Raw genomic sequence first — 14,347 nt, forward strand, 5'->3', positions numbered from 1 at the left:
TTTATTTGAATGCTGATGAAGTAGCCTGGTCCACGATCCAGCGTTGCAGGAAAATGTAGACGAGGAAGATGGGAAGGAGGGTCAGAATGGAGGCGGCGAGAATAAGGCCTTGATTGGAAACATGCTGAGTTTGAAACCAGACGACCAACAATGGAATGGTGCGTTTTTCTGGAGACGTAAGAACGATCAACGGCCAGAGATAATCATTCCAGGTGGACATGAAAGTGAAGATGCCGAGCGATGCGAGCGGCGGCCCCATCTGCGGAAGAATGATGCGCGTGTAAATACCAAACTCTGATGCGCCATCGATGCGGGCGGCGTCCATCAATTCGGCGGGCATGGCTTCGATAAATTGCTTCATCATGAAGATGCCGTATGCGTCTACAAAGGCAGGGATGATGAGCGCCCAAAGCGAATCGATCAGGCCAAGTTTTACAACAAGCAAATAATTGGGGATCATAACCACTTGAAACGGAATCATGATCTGGATCATAATCACACCAAACGCCAGATTTTTTCCTTTGAAGTGATATTTCGCAAAGATATAACCCGCGAATGAACTTGTAAATAAAGTGATGACCACACGCGAGAGCGAAACAAAAATGCTGTTATACAGGTTTTGCGTGAGTGGAATTTTTTCGTCGTTTAAGATGGTGGTGTAATTTTCAAGAGACGGTTTCTTGGGGAAGAAATCGGGCGGAGTTTGGCGCAGTTCGGCGGGAGTTTTGAGCGATGAGACGATGATGTAGAAGAACGGCAAAAGCGTGGCGACGAGTCCCAGAATGAGGATGGCGTACGCGCCGGATTTTCCGATCACAAGACCAACGGAGGAACGTTTTTTACTGGGTGCTTTCATTTTAGTATTCCCATTCTGTGCGCAAAATTCGGAATTGGGTGACGGTCAGGATCAAAATGATGATGAATAAGATCATCGACATTGCGGCGGAGAGACCAAGATTGTTGGCAAACTTAAATGCATTCTCGTAAATACTTAACAGCATCGTCTGCGTTTGATTCTTTGGTCCGCCGCGCGTGAGAAGTTGGAAGATGACAAAAACTTGAAGCGAGGAAATCACTGTCAGAACGCTGGTCAGCATCACGGTCCGGCTGAGAAGCGGAACGACGACCAGCCAGAATTCCTGCCAGATGTTGGCACCGTCCACGCGGGCGGCTTCGCGCAGCGTCTTCGGGATGGATTGCAAAGCGGCGACAAAGATCACGAGGTTATAGCCAAAATCCTGCCAGACATGCGCGACGACCACACAAAGCATCGCCAGCGGAACGCCAAAATAAATTGTGTTCGGGTCTTGAAGCCACGACTTGGGCGGAACAAGTCCGACGGCTTTGAACATGATGCTGAGCAAACCCCAGCCCGGTGCGTACATGTAACCCCAGATAATGACAAGCGCGACAGAAGATGAAATGGTCGGAAGAAAATAGATCGCGCGGAATAAGGTCTTGAAGCGATCGCCGATGCTTTCAAGCAGAACTGCAAGAGGCAGGGTGACGATCAGGTTTAGAGGAAGAACGAGTGCGGTAAAGAGAAAAGTATTTTTTACAGCAAGGCGGAATACTTCAGCGGGTTTGCCTGTGCCTGTAAATAATTCAATATAGTTTTCGATGCCAACGAAAGGATTTTGTCCGCCGAGGCCGAGAAACCAGCTCCCCTGACGGATCGGGGTGTAACTAAAAAAGCTCATTACCACTGCCCAGAGAATTGGAAACAGAGTGAACAAACCCATATAAAGAAGAATGGGCACAATGCCTGTGTAGGCAAAGCGACGCTGTTGATTCATCAGCGAGTTGCGCTTGGGTTTAAGAGTTATCTCTGTCATGGAACACTCCGGGATAAAGGATGAAAGATGAATGCGGAAGGATGAAAATAAAGAGGCGGCTTGCTTTTTAGCGACTGTTGCAAAACAAGCCGCCCCTTTAACTATCAAACTACAAAATTTTCAAACTATTGAGCCGCATCAACCATGGCGTTGGCTGCTTCGTGGATGCTGTTCGCAGCTTCTTCGGCTGTGAGATTTCCCTGGATCGCATCGAGAATGGTCGGGTAGACGATCTCATAAGCCAGTTGATCGGGGTCGGTCAGATTGCCCTGATATTGACCGAAATCAAGCAAAGGCAAAGTGGCAGCAATGAATGGAGCGCTTTCCAATAATTTTGGATCTGCTGCAACAGCCTTCATCGCAGGGACAGTTCCTGATGTGGAATTGAAAGCGAGCACATTAGCTTGATCGGCGCCCATGAACGCGGCAAGTTTCCAGGCAATTTCAGGGTGCGCGGTGCTCTTGCCAACCACATAACCCCAACCGCCCACGGAAGCGAACTTATAGTCAGAGCCCATCATTGGGGGCAGGGTGACATAGTCAAATTTCAGATCGGGATAGGCAAGTTTTGCATCGCCTGCATACCATGAACCAAGAATTCCGATGCCGTTATGTCCCTGCGCAAATGATTCACCAACCCATTCGCTGTCCGCGTTAAAGATGATCGGGTCAACGACTTTATTGGTTTGGGCCATATCCATTAATTTTTGAATGGTGGCAACCGCTTCAGGTGAATTGAAGTTGAAGTGTTTGCCATCTTCAGCAAAGTAATCGGCGTTCTGTTCCAAAATACCGGCGAGGAAATAGGTGAATAACTGATCGCTGTTGGTATAGTGCAAACCGGCAACGGTCATCACGTTATCAGAACCGAGCGTGGTCATCTTCTCTGCATCGGCGATGACGGCATCCCAATTTTCCCATTTGGGCGGATACGCAACACCGGCAGCTTCGAACAAGGCAGGGTTCACGTACGCGCCGCCATATTCAATGTTGTATTCAGCGGGGAAGCCATACATTTTTCCATCACAGGTTTGACCGCCCAAAGGAGCGGCGTAGAACATTTCCTTTGCGGCATCGAGTGTCATCACATCAGCAGGGACTTCGAGCAACTGTCCGCCCGCTGCGTAACGGCAGGTATAACCGCCGGGGATCAGGATCACATCGGCAGTGTTACCGGCAGGCAATGAGGTTTGAATGGTCTGAATGAAAACATCCCAGGGGAAGGTTTCATATTTGATCGTTACGTTTGGATTTTGCTTCATGAATTCATCAAGCATGGCTTGATCGGCAGCATTGAAAGCCGGAGCCTGATGTCCCCAAACGCGGAGTTCGATCTTCTCATCGGCTGCGGGAGCCGAAGTCGCACCGCCGCCACAGGCACTCAACATGAGGGAAAGCATCACGAGCAGACTTAATACAAACAGAAATTTCTTGTTCATTTTCTTCTCCTTTGATTTAATGATTGACAAAAGAAATATCAGCGACACAGTGAATCATGATCCTGGCTTGCACCTCCTCAGAGATTTAACTTCACAACCGCAGTTAGATTTGTCGGCCTGTCTGGATTTAGTCCCTTTGCCAGAGAGCGATAGTAGGCCATCAATTGCAGCGCAGGCAGATATAAAACTCCACGCACCTGCTCTGGAATTTGACTCATGAATGACACATCCGCATTGGATTCGGCTAACGCCACGATCTTTCCCCCGAGTGCCTGCATCTCGTTTAAGACGGCTTTTTCGTGGCTGTAATTGGACTCTGAAACCATGCCGATCACAACCGCATTTTCATTGACCATGCTCATCGGTCCGTGACGGAATTCCATAAAGTGAAATGGCTCGCTGTGCGTTAAAGGTCATCTCTTTCATTTTGAGATTCACCTCACACGCCAGCCCATAACGAATACCGCTGCCGAGGAAGTAGAAACGGTCAAAGTTGAGATTCTCTCCAATTTCGCGGGCAGCAGGCTCAAAGTCACGCATGATGCGTTGACCTACTTCCGGCAGCGCAGACATCGAGTCCACGAGGTCATCACGGCCAGCCATGCGCGCGCACATCGCCGTGGCTGCCACAAACATCGAAGCGAACGATCGGGTCTGCGCGACAGATTCTTCCTGTCCGCTGGGGATGATGATATTTACATCGGCAAATTTTGAGAGAACTTCATCGTAATTACTAATAACGATCACATCGCCGCGATTTTCTTTTTTGAATTTCTCAACCGCTTTCACAGTTTCAGTGGTCGTGCCTGAGCGGCTAATGGCAACTAATAAAGTTTTTTGGCTGGTCAAAATAATTTGAGAGTTGAGCAGCAGCTCTCCGCCGGGCACAGCACGCGCCGAGCGGCCGGTCAATTCCTGGTAAGTCGCCGAAGCGGCCATCGAAAGATAATAAGTGGAGCCGCAACCGGTAAAAACAACCTGCTCATATTTTTCTGGATCCGGCAAAGTTACAGCACGAGTTACTTCCAGTGCCTGTGCCCATGCATCTGTTTGCGACTTTATTTCGGTGTAGGTGGCGTGATCGTGTGATGATGTCATTGTTTATCCTTTGAGCATTGCGGCTAATTTTTGTTCGTACTCAGCAAGCATACGTTCGGCAATTTCTGAAGCGGAAGTTTCAGGTTTACGCAAAACTGCACTGCCAATGTCAGTTAACATTTCGTTGAGAAAAGCCTCGATACGCCGCCACAACTGAAGCGTTGGGTGCGGGCGACCTGTTTGAAGAATGCGTTGAATAGTGGCCGCAGTGCTATCAAGAGAAAATTTAATTTCCGAATACGCATCAATGCGGGCTGGAAGAATATTTTCTAATTTATAGAATTCCAGTTGAGTTTCTTTTTTGCTTAAAAAGCGGAGCAGATCAAGTGCAGACTGTTCAAGCTCGGCATTGGCACGCACACTTTTCCAAATAACAAGATGATCGCCGCCGATCCATGGTACGCCGGGCGGGGTGGTCATGCCGAGGTTGTCACGAACTTCCTGTATTGAGTCAGGGCTGTTAAGTAATTCATCTGCGATTTCCACACCACCAACCAGAACCGCTGTCTCGCCGCTTGCGAAAGCCTGCGCGCAAGCCTCGGAAGAAAGTCCATGCATGGCAGTTGGGATGAATGAATATAGCTCGAAGAATTCCTTCAATCCCGCGCTGGACTCAGGACTTGCAAACATCGGCTTGCGCCCATCCGCGCTGATAAAATCGCCGCCATTGGCACGCGCAAATGAAGATGCAATATGCGCCAGATCGGCATACGGATGCAAACTGGGAAAAGCCCAAGGTGTTATTCCGTGTTGACTCAAGATCTTGAACGACTCTCGCATCGCCTGTGGTGTAGCAAATGCTTTTTCAGGATCAAGCCCGGCACGCTCCAACAAGTCACGCCTGTAATAGAGAACGAAAATATAGATCGACCACGGGATCGCCCAAATCTCAGAATATTTTTCTGATTTAACCGAGCTCCATGCCGCAGGCAGGAATTGAGCTTCTCCGCCCATCGACTCGATCTCATTCGGTTGGAAGCGGCGCAACGCATCAAGCATGGACATGGTTGCGGTCCATGAAGAGCCGATCTGCGAAACATGCGGTCCTTTGCCTTCAAGCGCATCCATTAATAAGGTTTGCCAGGCTCGGTCCCAGCCAACCCGTTGTAATGAGATATGCACTGAAGAATCACTTTCAAACGGGCGCAATAATCCGCGCAAAGGTTGAAGATCTTCAGCCAGGTCTGCAATGGTTAGAAAATTAAGATCCATGCTTCATCCCCTCCATCGGCGTCGCTTTGAGAAGCAAGGCGCCCTTCATGTCGACTTGAATGAATGTATTATTCCCAATCACTTCACCGAGAATGCGGTCATCCACATAATTTTGAATCTGATATTTTTTCGTGTCGTCCAATCCGCGCAGCTGAATTTTTCCTGTAAAAATTTCATCCGTGTTTTGCACGAAGAAAGCGTAATAGATACTGTCATCTTTGCGAATGGTGTGAGTTTCAGGAAAGTCAAAAGCCATATCGTACAGGTTGAGATATTCACCGTCAGCCAGAGAATGCTGTGCAGAAATATCGAACCATTTCTTCCACAGGATTTCTTGATCTTCGGTCAGCGCCCAATATTCCTTGAGGCGGGTCTTTAGAGAATCATCCAACGGGTGGACAAATTTTGTTGCCAGCACCCCGCCCGTCCCGAAGCAGGATGCGAAGTCCACGCCTCCATCAGACAGTTCAACATGGTCCGCAAAAACAGCGGCGCGCGGTCCCATCAATCCTTTATAGAATTTAATCCGCTGACGAATCTGCGCACTGGAAGTTGGATCAGCTGTGACTGTTTGGTCTGTGGCGGGGATCAATGTGTGTGTGAGCGTTGTACCGCACGGACAAATTTGCGTCACTGCCTCAGGCTTAAGCTGGCGGCTGATCTCAAAAATCTGACGATACACTTCAGCGAATCCGCGCACCGATTCTTCGGGACTTTCATGCTGATGAGCCGGGTTATAACAAGCCGACATGCCATAAATATTATCGAGCTTGTGACCATCAAAGCCCCACTCGTTGATAAATTTACGAGTCAACGCGGCGGTATATTCACGTACTTCAGGCAAGCCGGAGCACAGCATTGCAAGTCCGCGATTGTTGCGTGCGATGGAACCATCAGCATTATGCACAAGCCAATCACTGTGATCCTGCAATATATGCGAAATCCCGTAAACTTGTTCATCCCATCCGCCGACGCCATCTTCAACGCATAACGGATACCACCATATCTGCGAAAGTCCGCCTGCGGCATGGATATTATCGTTCATTTGTTTAAGTTCATTCACGCCATTGGGAAATGTATCCTCACGCGGATTCCAATCTCCGTAGCGGTCAAACCAGCGGTCATCGAGAGTCAGCCAGTGAATTCCAAGCTCGCGCAGTTTTGGCAAAACACCAGTCACTTCAGAAGGACGCACATCAAACTCATAGCCCCACGAACACCATGCCGGAGCGAAATCTTCGTGATTGGGTTCGGGGGCTTTTAATCCCTGCAAAGCCATTACCTCACGATAAAGCTTCAACGGCTCAAAAAAATCGCCCTGATGAACAGAAAGCAAAACGCGCGGAGTTTGAAAAACATCACCAGCGTTCAAAGTCTGTTCGCGGCGATCTTCAAATGCAACTTTTATTTTTCCATTTTGCGCCGAGACAGGCATGTACCATAATTCCTGAGTCGGTTCGATGTGCGCGAGGCTTAATCCGCCGGCTTGATTCCAGAAATACACAATCGGAATTCCGCCGCCCTCTCCGTTTTGAATGTGACCGAGATAATTCTCACGTTCCAATTCAGGCGGCATTTTGAAAGCGAAATCATGTCCCCAATGAATCGCCGCACCTTGCATCGACCAGAGATCATTCGCCCAATTCGAATCCAATTCAAGCGCAGGCGCGGAAATGGAATTTAATTGAATCGGAGTGCTTCCAATGTTTTCAAAAGACCATTGCATCACAACACTGTCATTTAAATGTTCGTAAGAATCAATTGTCAATCGAAGCGCAAGGTCACCGCGCCGGCCTGTGAATTCAAATCTACGGCTAGCCCCAAAAACTGTAGTGATCGATTCTTCTTTTGAAGAATGAAAATCACCCGCTTCTCCATGTTCGCCAGAAAGAAAAATCTTGCCTTTTGCCAAACGGAATTTTCCCTGCCCGTTTATCTCAAAGGCAAAGTCATCCTGCACAGCAATCGAAAAATTATAGTTTACGATCACGCTTTCACATCCACGTTTAAAAGTTTGGCCGCATTTTTGTAATACACTTTTTCCAACACATCATCAGGCAGATACATACCATACGCATACCAGCGCCCCTGCCCCGGAACTTCGGAGGTGTTGTAATTGAAATATTCATCGTCTGTTTCAAGAAAGCGATAGCACAGCCGGTACGCATCCAGATCAGGACTCATATCCGAGCCGAACAAAACACGGTCTTGATATTGAATAAAAAACTTCCGCGCCGAGTAGGGCTGTCTTCCAAGTTCACCCAACCGCGCAGAAATATCAATGTAATAATTCGGGCACTCATCCAGCATTTTCCCCACCCAACTTAAATTCTCTCCATAGCAGCCCACATGCGCGCCAATAAATTTTGTGTTCGCATGCTGCTTCACCAGATTAAAAAATCCATTCATGATCTCCATGAACGAAGGGAAAGGCGGACTCGTAAATGCCCAGTCGGGATGTCCGCCAATTTCCTCCCAACGTTCGTTGGTTTCATCGATCGGGTCAAAGAACGCCACGGGGTCGGCCACGTGGATCATCACGGGAAATCCCAACTCACCCGCCATCTCCCAAATTGGAGAAAGGCGCGCATCGTCCACTTTGACCAATTGCCCTTTATGGTCTTTGACATGCAGCCCAAACGGTTTCCAGATCTTCAGTCCCTGCGCGCCCGCATCCTTCTGGACCTTGAGCCTGCCAGCCGCCCATTCAGGAAATCCGTCGCCCATGCTTTCCCACTTCGACCAATCCACACCGCCGAAAACTTGAAATCGTTCCGGCGCTTTTGCTTTGAAATAATCAAGATGATGATAAAGAATATCTTCGCCCCAGCCGCCATCCAGATCTATATAATGTACAACACCTGCTTCATCCAGCAGGTCTAATAATTCATTTAATGGCTTCCTGTCCCAGCCGCCGCCGAAAGGGTCGGCCAGATGATCGTGCGCGTCAATCACAGGAAACTTTGGCTTGTTGACCAGAGTCGTTTTTGTCACCAGCTTGGATCGGGGTTTGAAATCTTCCAGGTTCATAACTGCGAACACTCCATAAACTTGAATATAAATTTCACGCAAGAATTACATTGATATTCTGTTTCTTGATCGCTTTCACAAATTCCTTGTCCGCATCTTTATCCGTCACCAGAGTATGAATCTTTTCCACCGAGGCAAGAAACGCAGTGGCTACTCGATTTATTTTTGTATGATCTGCAACGATCACAACTTCACGCCCGATCCTGAGAATGGCGCGATCTGTCATTGTTTCCTGCAAATAATCATTGGTCAAGCCGTGCTCCAAACTGACGCCGCGCGCACCCATAAAGACCTTATCTGCACGCACTTCACTCAATGCTTGTTCTGTGATGTGCCCGATAAACGAAAGTTCTGTATTACGCAGCATTCCACCCAGAGAAACAACTGTAATTCCATCCAACCCGGCCAAAGTGTTTTAAGACGGGTAAAGAATTGGTGATGACAGTCAGGTTGCGGCGATTGCGTACATTACGAGCCACTTCAAGCACGGTCGTGCCGGAGCCAAGGAAAACTGTCTCGTTGTCAGCGATCAAAGCTGCGGCAGCACGTCCCACCCGCAGCTTTTCATCCGGCTGCTCAGTTTCGCGTTCAAGAATCGGCAGCTCTGGAGGCGCCTGCTCAACTGTGATGGCTCCGCCATGCACCCGTTGAAGTTTTCCCTGCTCAGAAAGCGTTTCCAGATCGCGCCGGGCCGTGGCTTCACTCACACCAAAATGATCGCAAATCTGCGAGACGGAAAGACGGCCTGTCTGCTCAAGCAAACGGGTCAATTTTTGTTGTCTTTCAAGGCTTGAAATCTCAATCATAAGCAATCACATCCAATCATATATAATCATTAGTATAATCATTTATGCGGGAAATGCAAGGGGGAATTTTTAGGGTTTTTCTGGGATTTAAGGAATGAATTAAATCGGATTTTTTACTCAGCAGGCATTTGGATAAGAAACAGGCTCGCATCTTTTCCAAACGCGAGCCTGTTTCTGTTTCTATGAAATTATCTTTGCTGATGCATCATTCCCGCTTACGCGGCCTGCGATGCAGAGACTCAAAACCCAAGAAGATCAACGTAAACGCAATGGACAATCCGCCGGTGAGCAACAAGAGGATGCGCCAGTCAATTGCCTGCCACCATGCAGTTTGTTGAGACTGGGCTTGTCCCTGTCCCTGTCCTTGCCCTTGTACAGTTCCCTGCCCGCCAGATGGCGTGGTGGTTGTTTGTATATTATTTCTCATCCACGGCGGACCACCTCCCCCGCCTTTGGCCGGCACGGCTACTTCAGGCGCAGTCGCTTCCCATTGACGAATGAAGCCTACAATGGCTTGAATTTCAGACTCAGTCATACGATCTCCCCAAACAGGCATGGCGGTGCCGGGCACGCCATTTGTGACGATCTGTTGAATGGCGAGATCGCTTGTGTCGGTTAAAAATAATTTAACGTTCAGCGCGGGCGCGCGCGGTGTGCCTTGTCCCTCGGGACCATGACAACGCGAACAGTTGGCTGCGAACAAATCTCCGCCCAATGCAATACTTTCTTCCGTCGTTGGGATGGGGACATTGGGTGCGGGCAAAATTTCTGCGGGCACTTCATCCCAGCGTTGAACGAGTGAAATCATGGAGGCAATTTCTTGTGTGGTGAGTGCATTGCTCCAACCGGCCATAAGTGTGCCGGCGCTGCCAAAGGTAACAGTTCGAGTTAATTCATCAGTTGTTTTTTCGCGCACAAGTGGATCATTCAAAGCAGGCGCGATGCCTGTGCCAAGTCCATCGGCACCGTGGCAGGCGACACAGTTGGCGGCGTAGATTGTGATGGCGTTTTGCAGAGTCAAGCCGTCGGGGAGATTCGCTACTTCGGCGAGCAGAGCAGGATCAGGGTCGGTCACGAACGGGACGAGCGGGGCAAGTCCCAGATTGACGACCCGGTCCCGGAGTCGCGTTCCAGTCGCCTGATTGAATTAATCCAACCAGTTCTGAAATTTGATAGTCGCTTAATGCGCCGCCATCTTCCTTGCTCCAGGCGGGCATGGCGGTATTGAAACGTCCGCGCGCGATGGTTTTTGTAAGGTCTTCATACGCCATAGTTTGCAGGGCGGAATTATTAAGCGCAGGAATTGCACCGATGCCTTCACCTGCCAACCCATGACAGACGGAGCAATTTTGGGCGTAGAGAGTCATCGCATCGTCAAGCTGGATTTGCAGAATTTGAGTTTGTGATTCCGCGATGCGCGTTGGTTCATTGAGCATGTAATACCCAAGCCCAAAGACGATGAGCTGCGTTGCCAGCAGACCGGCCAGAGTTTCAAAGAGTCGTGTACGATCTTGAGGGATGTTCATAGGATTTCCTCTTCAGACCTGACAGGTTTTATTGCGGAACTTTAATGAACATGTCAGGTCTTTTAGTATTTATGGATAGATAACCTGCGCGCTTTCAAAAGATTGGCGCTGCAGCAGATTGCCAGTGTCAACTTTGACCTGACCATCTTCAATGCTGACCCCGAACAAATCAAGCGGACGCGGGGCGGGCGGATTTTCGACTATGCCTTGCTGATCGAACTGCGAGTTGTGACAGGGACAAATAAATTTCTGCGCGGTTGAATCCCACGGGACGGTACAGCCGAGATGTGTGCAGCGATGATAGACGGCGAGAAAACCGCCATCTCCAAGCCGCACAATATAGAAGCGCCCGTTGGTAATATGCGTAACTGAATTAGGCGGAAAATCATCCACAAGACCGGCGTTGATCAGCGAGCCGAATTCGCCTTCGGTTAAGCGCGGTTGTAAATACGCAATGAAGATACCTGTGGTTTCAAGCAGAGCAAGTCCGCCGAAGAAGGCCCAGGCAATTTTTAGAAAGTCACGGCGGGTGACGGGGTGTTCGGAGGTTGTTTCAGACATAAGAACTCCAGTAGTTAGTTATCAGTAAACAGTGATCAGTGTGCAGCAACTGGCATATTCCACGGCCAGTAGAGCGCCATGCCTGGTCCGCGAAAGAAGATGCCGATGATGGTTAATACAACGAAAGCGGTGAAGAGAAAAGTGGCAATGAATAACACCCGTTCTTCGGTATCCGCGTGAAAAAACTTTACTGTCCATTCATCCAGCAAAATGAGCGGGACGAGGATGACTGCCATGGGGATGAGTCCGTTTGAGAGAAGGGTGTTCCAGGTTGGAAGCCAGAGACTCCAATTCAAAACGAATTCGTCGAGCAGAACCCAGATGGGTGTGATGACAAGTGCAATGCCCACTGCAAGAATGGCGAGTGAACGTCCGCGGTGGGAGCGGAAGTAAATGCCCACGCTGTTGAAGTTGATGTCAAAAAACGGCAGGAGGAAGATGCCGATAACGGCCAAACCCGGCAAAATGATCGCTCCGATCAGCGGGTGAAAGTGCAGCAATAATTCCTGCAAGCCCATGAAGTACCACGGCGCTTTGGCGGGGTTGGGAGAAATATCGGGGTTGGCGATGCCTTCAAGCGGAGCGGGCACAAGCATGGCAAACACTAAAAGCACAGCGAATGCCGCTAGTGCAAAGACCAACTCACGGCGGACGAGATGCGGGATCGTTGTCACGCGTTCAATTTTCTTCGTGCCGACAGTGATCGCCCAGAAGGCGAGTTGATCCCAAGGCAAAAGATAACCTGTGAAATTGGCGGCGACCACAAGCAAAAGCATGGCGACGCCGATCAGCCAGTTTAGTTCGCGCGGCGGGCGGTACGCGCCCGTGGCAAAGACTCTAATAAGATGAAGCACCGCAACCACGATAAGCAGATTGGCGCTCCAATGATGCAGATTGCGGACGAGTTCGCCAAACCAGACATTGGAATTAATTTCGAGAATATCAAGATAGGCTTGCGGCGCGGCGGGTGTGTAATTATTTTGCAAGACGACGCCTGTTAATCCCAACACTGCCATCAATAGAGCAGAGAGACCGCCCAGCCCCCAACTGTAGTTCCAGTTCATGGTGGAGGCGATGACTTTGGTGGGATGTAGATGCAGCACGAGGCTATCCACGACCATGCGCATACGCCCGCGGTCATCCACTGGCATGGCTTCGGGGACGAGCCGCTCACGTATACGATCGAGCATGGAGTCTTCTTTTTCGGGCGTAGATGATTCTTTGGTCATGGCTTCTCCTGAGTGATAAGAATATTGCCATTTGTATCAACCCAGTTTATTAACCAAAGAAAGAATTTATAAAGAGTTGATAAAGAATAGGTGTCACATATTTTGCACAACCTTATCTGTATATTTATTCAATCTTTACATTTGAGTTCTATCATGGGGGCAGAGTTACGAACAAAACCGTAACCAAAATTTGAAACCAACCAATAAAAAAAGAGGACATCATGTTCAAAACACTTAAAACCCTTCTGGCCGGAATTCTGGCTGCAGTCATAATCATCGCCATTGGAGCGAGCGTCTACACCGCGTTTGCCGCACCTGGTACAAATATCTTCTCCACGCAGTCACAGACCGCTGCCACAAATGGAAATGGAAATGGGAACGGCGGCAATGACGGAACAGGCACATCAGTGCTGGATATCCCCGCTTCTGACCTGAGCGCTGAAGAAGCTGCCGCCCTGCTTTTCATGCGTGAAGAAGAAAAACTCGCGCGCGATGTTTACAACGCACTTTACACAACTTGGGGACAACAGACCTTCACCAACATTGCTTCCAGTGAACAGATGCACATGGACGAGATCAAAGTCCTGTTGGATCGCTACGCGCTGACCGACCCCGCGCTTGCTCCTGGACAATTTACAGATCCTGCGCTTCAAGCTTTGTACACCCAACTGGTTGCCCAGGGCAATCTCTCCCTTGCAGACGCTTTGAAAGTCGGCGCAGCCATCGAAGAAATTGACATCCGCGACTTGCAAACCCGCATGGCTGAGACCGACAATGCCGATATTCAACAGGCTTATACCAATTTGATGAATGGCTCCTACAGTCACTTGAAAGCTTTCACGGGAACTTTGCTCACCCAAACAGGCGAAACTTATGTGCCGCAATATTTGACCGCTGAGCAATATCAAGCCATCATCTCCAGTGCTGGCAATGGACAGGGCAACAGTGGCGGCGGACAGGCAACTGGTGGACAAGGTCAGGGCGGACAGGGTCAAGGCGGACAAGGCGCTGGGCAGGCTTCTGCTACAGGCGGCGTGGCTCAAGCTGATTTGACAGCCGCAACCACAATCCACGGCACAGTTGTCAGCTTCGATCAAATGGGACTCAGCCTGACTCTTGACGACGGCTCCGCGTTCTACATCCAACTTGGAAACTCACGCTACAGCCAGTCCATCGGATTTGCCCCCGCAATTGGTGAAGGCGTCACGGTTTATGGTTTCCCTGGTGACCAGGGCGTATACAGCGCAATCACCGTCACACGCGACTCAACCGCACAGGTCTATGCCTTCCGCGATGCAACAACGGGTCAACCGCTTTGGTCGGGTGGTGGCAACGGCGGAGGCGGAAATGGTAATGGCGGAGGAAATCACTAATCTGAAGTGAGAAGTAAAAAGTGAGAAGTTCACTGACCAGACTTACTTCCAAATGACAAATAATGTGGATAACCATCGGTGAGGGTGGTTATCCATGTTTTATGTAAGGAGGCGGCAATGAAATTGCCCAAGTTCCAACTTTTTCGCAAGCGCAGTATTTGGGTGCGCAAGGTTTTACAAGTTTTATTTTTTCTTCTGATTGCCTTCATCAGCGTTAATCACACGCTTGTCAGGAACG

Annotated in this window: 15 protein-coding genes; 1 reads left to right on the forward strand and 14 read right to left on the reverse strand. The window is 49.4% G+C overall.

Annotated elements, in window-relative coordinates; all coding sequences use genetic code 11:
- Window position 1: 1 nt before the first annotated feature.
- The 14 genes from IPL71_RS08630 to IPL71_RS08695 all read right to left on the reverse strand — a co-directional run bounded on the left by IPL71_RS08630 (window position 2) and on the right by IPL71_RS08695 (window position 12,736).
- The gene (locus IPL71_RS08630) at window positions 2–856 is read right to left on the reverse strand and encodes a carbohydrate ABC transporter permease (protein ID WP_345320736.1); all 855 of its coding nucleotides are present in this window, start codon (window positions 854–856) and stop codon (window positions 2–4) included.
- 1 nt (window position 857) lies between these two features.
- Window positions 858–1,835 (reverse strand): carbohydrate ABC transporter permease, encoded by a 978-nt coding sequence (locus tag IPL71_RS08635; protein WP_345320738.1) that lies wholly within the window; start codon window positions 1,833–1,835, stop codon window positions 858–860.
- Between the two features lie 125 nt (window positions 1,836–1,960).
- Window positions 1,961–3,274: an ABC transporter substrate-binding protein gene (locus tag IPL71_RS08640; RefSeq protein ID WP_345320740.1), complete on the reverse strand. Its 1,314-nt coding sequence runs from the start codon at window positions 3,272–3,274 to the stop codon at window positions 1,961–1,963.
- Window positions 3,275–3,351: 77 nt separating this feature from the next.
- Complete coding sequence (locus IPL71_RS08645; protein ID WP_345320742.1) at window positions 3,352–3,630, reverse strand: hypothetical protein; 279 nt, start codon at window positions 3,628–3,630, stop codon at window positions 3,352–3,354.
- Window positions 3,620–4,372 carry an SIS domain-containing protein gene (locus IPL71_RS08650; protein WP_345320744.1) on the reverse strand — a complete coding sequence of 251 codons (753 nt, stop codon included), beginning with the start codon at window positions 4,370–4,372 and terminating at the stop codon, window positions 3,620–3,622. The genes IPL71_RS08645 and IPL71_RS08650 overlap by 11 nt, the downstream gene beginning before the upstream one ends.
- Window positions 4,373–4,375: 3 nt before the next feature.
- Window positions 4,376–5,584 (reverse strand): extracellular solute-binding protein, encoded by a 1,209-nt coding sequence (locus IPL71_RS08655; RefSeq protein ID WP_345320746.1) that lies wholly within the window; start codon window positions 5,582–5,584, stop codon window positions 4,376–4,378.
- Window positions 5,574–7,574, reverse strand: coding sequence for an alpha-galactosidase (locus IPL71_RS08660; protein WP_345320748.1), 2,001 nt, complete (start codon window positions 7,572–7,574; stop codon window positions 5,574–5,576). The genes IPL71_RS08655 and IPL71_RS08660 overlap by 11 nt, the downstream gene beginning before the upstream one ends.
- Window positions 7,571–8,614 carry an amidohydrolase family protein gene (locus tag IPL71_RS08665; RefSeq protein ID WP_345320750.1) on the reverse strand — a complete coding sequence of 348 codons (1,044 nt, stop codon included), beginning with the start codon at window positions 8,612–8,614 and terminating at the stop codon, window positions 7,571–7,573. Before IPL71_RS08665 ends, IPL71_RS08660 begins: the two co-directional genes overlap by 4 nt.
- 34 nt (window positions 8,615–8,648) lie before the next feature.
- Complete coding sequence (locus IPL71_RS08670; protein WP_345320752.1) at window positions 8,649–8,981, reverse strand: DeoR/GlpR family DNA-binding transcription regulator; 333 nt, start codon at window positions 8,979–8,981, stop codon at window positions 8,649–8,651.
- The gene (locus IPL71_RS08675) at window positions 8,971–9,420 is read right to left on the reverse strand and encodes a DeoR/GlpR family DNA-binding transcription regulator (protein WP_345320754.1); all 450 of its coding nucleotides are present in this window, start codon (window positions 9,418–9,420) and stop codon (window positions 8,971–8,973) included. Before IPL71_RS08675 ends, IPL71_RS08670 begins: the two co-directional genes overlap by 11 nt.
- 205 nt (window positions 9,421–9,625) lie before the next feature.
- A complete protein-coding gene (locus IPL71_RS08680) occupies window positions 9,626–10,495 on the reverse strand; it encodes a cytochrome c (protein WP_345320756.1) in 870 nt (289 codons plus the stop codon).
- The gene (locus IPL71_RS08685) at window positions 10,482–10,946 is read right to left on the reverse strand and encodes a c-type cytochrome (protein ID WP_345320758.1); all 465 of its coding nucleotides are present in this window, start codon (window positions 10,944–10,946) and stop codon (window positions 10,482–10,484) included. The genes IPL71_RS08680 and IPL71_RS08685 overlap by 14 nt, the downstream gene beginning before the upstream one ends.
- A 69-nt stretch (window positions 10,947–11,015) precedes the next feature.
- Window positions 11,016–11,507: a QcrA and Rieske domain-containing protein gene (locus tag IPL71_RS08690; protein WP_345320761.1), complete on the reverse strand. Its 492-nt coding sequence runs from the start codon at window positions 11,505–11,507 to the stop codon at window positions 11,016–11,018.
- 35 nt (window positions 11,508–11,542) lie between these two features.
- Entirely contained in the window at window positions 11,543–12,736 is a 1,194-nt protein-coding gene (locus IPL71_RS08695) for a cytochrome b N-terminal domain-containing protein (protein WP_345320763.1), read from the reverse strand.
- Between the two features lie 221 nt (window positions 12,737–12,957).
- Here IPL71_RS08695 and IPL71_RS08700 point away from each other — a divergent pair, with 221 nt between their 5' ends.
- On the forward strand, window positions 12,958–14,109 hold the full coding sequence (locus tag IPL71_RS08700; protein WP_345320765.1) for a DUF2202 domain-containing protein: 1,152 nt from the start codon (window positions 12,958–12,960) through the stop codon (window positions 14,107–14,109).
- The last annotated feature ends 238 nt before the right edge of the window (window positions 14,110–14,347 follow it).

The sequence above is a fragment of the Candidatus Villigracilis proximus genome (assembly GCF_016717045.1).
Taxonomy (GTDB): domain Bacteria; phylum Chloroflexota; class Anaerolineae; order Anaerolineales; family Villigracilaceae; genus Villigracilis; species Villigracilis proximus.

Coding starts and splice junctions, on each gene's coding strand:
- IPL71_RS08630 (WP_345320736.1), bottom strand. CDS start 856: ATGAAAGCACCCAGTAAAAAACGTTCCTCCGTTGGTCTTGTGATCGGA.
- IPL71_RS08635 (WP_345320738.1), bottom strand. CDS start 1,835: ATGACAGAGATAACTCTTAAACCCAAGCGCAACTCGCTGATGAATCAA.
- IPL71_RS08640 (WP_345320740.1), bottom strand. CDS start 3,274: ATGAACAAGAAATTTCTGTTTGTATTAAGTCTGCTCGTGATGCTTTCC.
- IPL71_RS08645 (WP_345320742.1), bottom strand. CDS start 3,630: ATGGTCAATGAAAATGCGGTTGTGATCGGCATGGTTTCAGAGTCCAAT.
- IPL71_RS08650 (WP_345320744.1), bottom strand. CDS start 4,372: ATGACATCATCACACGATCACGCCACCTACACCGAAATAAAGTCGCAA.
- IPL71_RS08655 (WP_345320746.1), bottom strand. CDS start 5,584: ATGGATCTTAATTTTCTAACCATTGCAGACCTGGCTGAAGATCTTCAA.
- IPL71_RS08665 (WP_345320750.1), bottom strand. CDS start 8,614: ATGAACCTGGAAGATTTCAAACCCCGATCCAAGCTGGTGACAAAAACG.
- IPL71_RS08670 (WP_345320752.1), bottom strand. CDS start 8,981: ATGCTGCGTAATACAGAACTTTCGTTTATCGGGCACATCACAGAACAA.
- IPL71_RS08675 (WP_345320754.1), bottom strand. CDS start 9,420: ATGATTGAGATTTCAAGCCTTGAAAGACAACAAAAATTGACCCGTTTG.
- IPL71_RS08685 (WP_345320758.1), bottom strand. CDS start 10,946: ATGAACATCCCTCAAGATCGTACACGACTCTTTGAAACTCTGGCCGGT.
- IPL71_RS08690 (WP_345320761.1), bottom strand. CDS start 11,507: ATGTCTGAAACAACCTCCGAACACCCCGTCACCCGCCGTGACTTTCTA.
- IPL71_RS08695 (WP_345320763.1), bottom strand. CDS start 12,736: ATGACCAAAGAATCATCTACGCCCGAAAAAGAAGACTCCATGCTCGAT.
- IPL71_RS08700 (WP_345320765.1), top strand. CDS start 12,958: ATGTTCAAAACACTTAAAACCCTTCTGGCCGGAATTCTGGCTGCAGTC.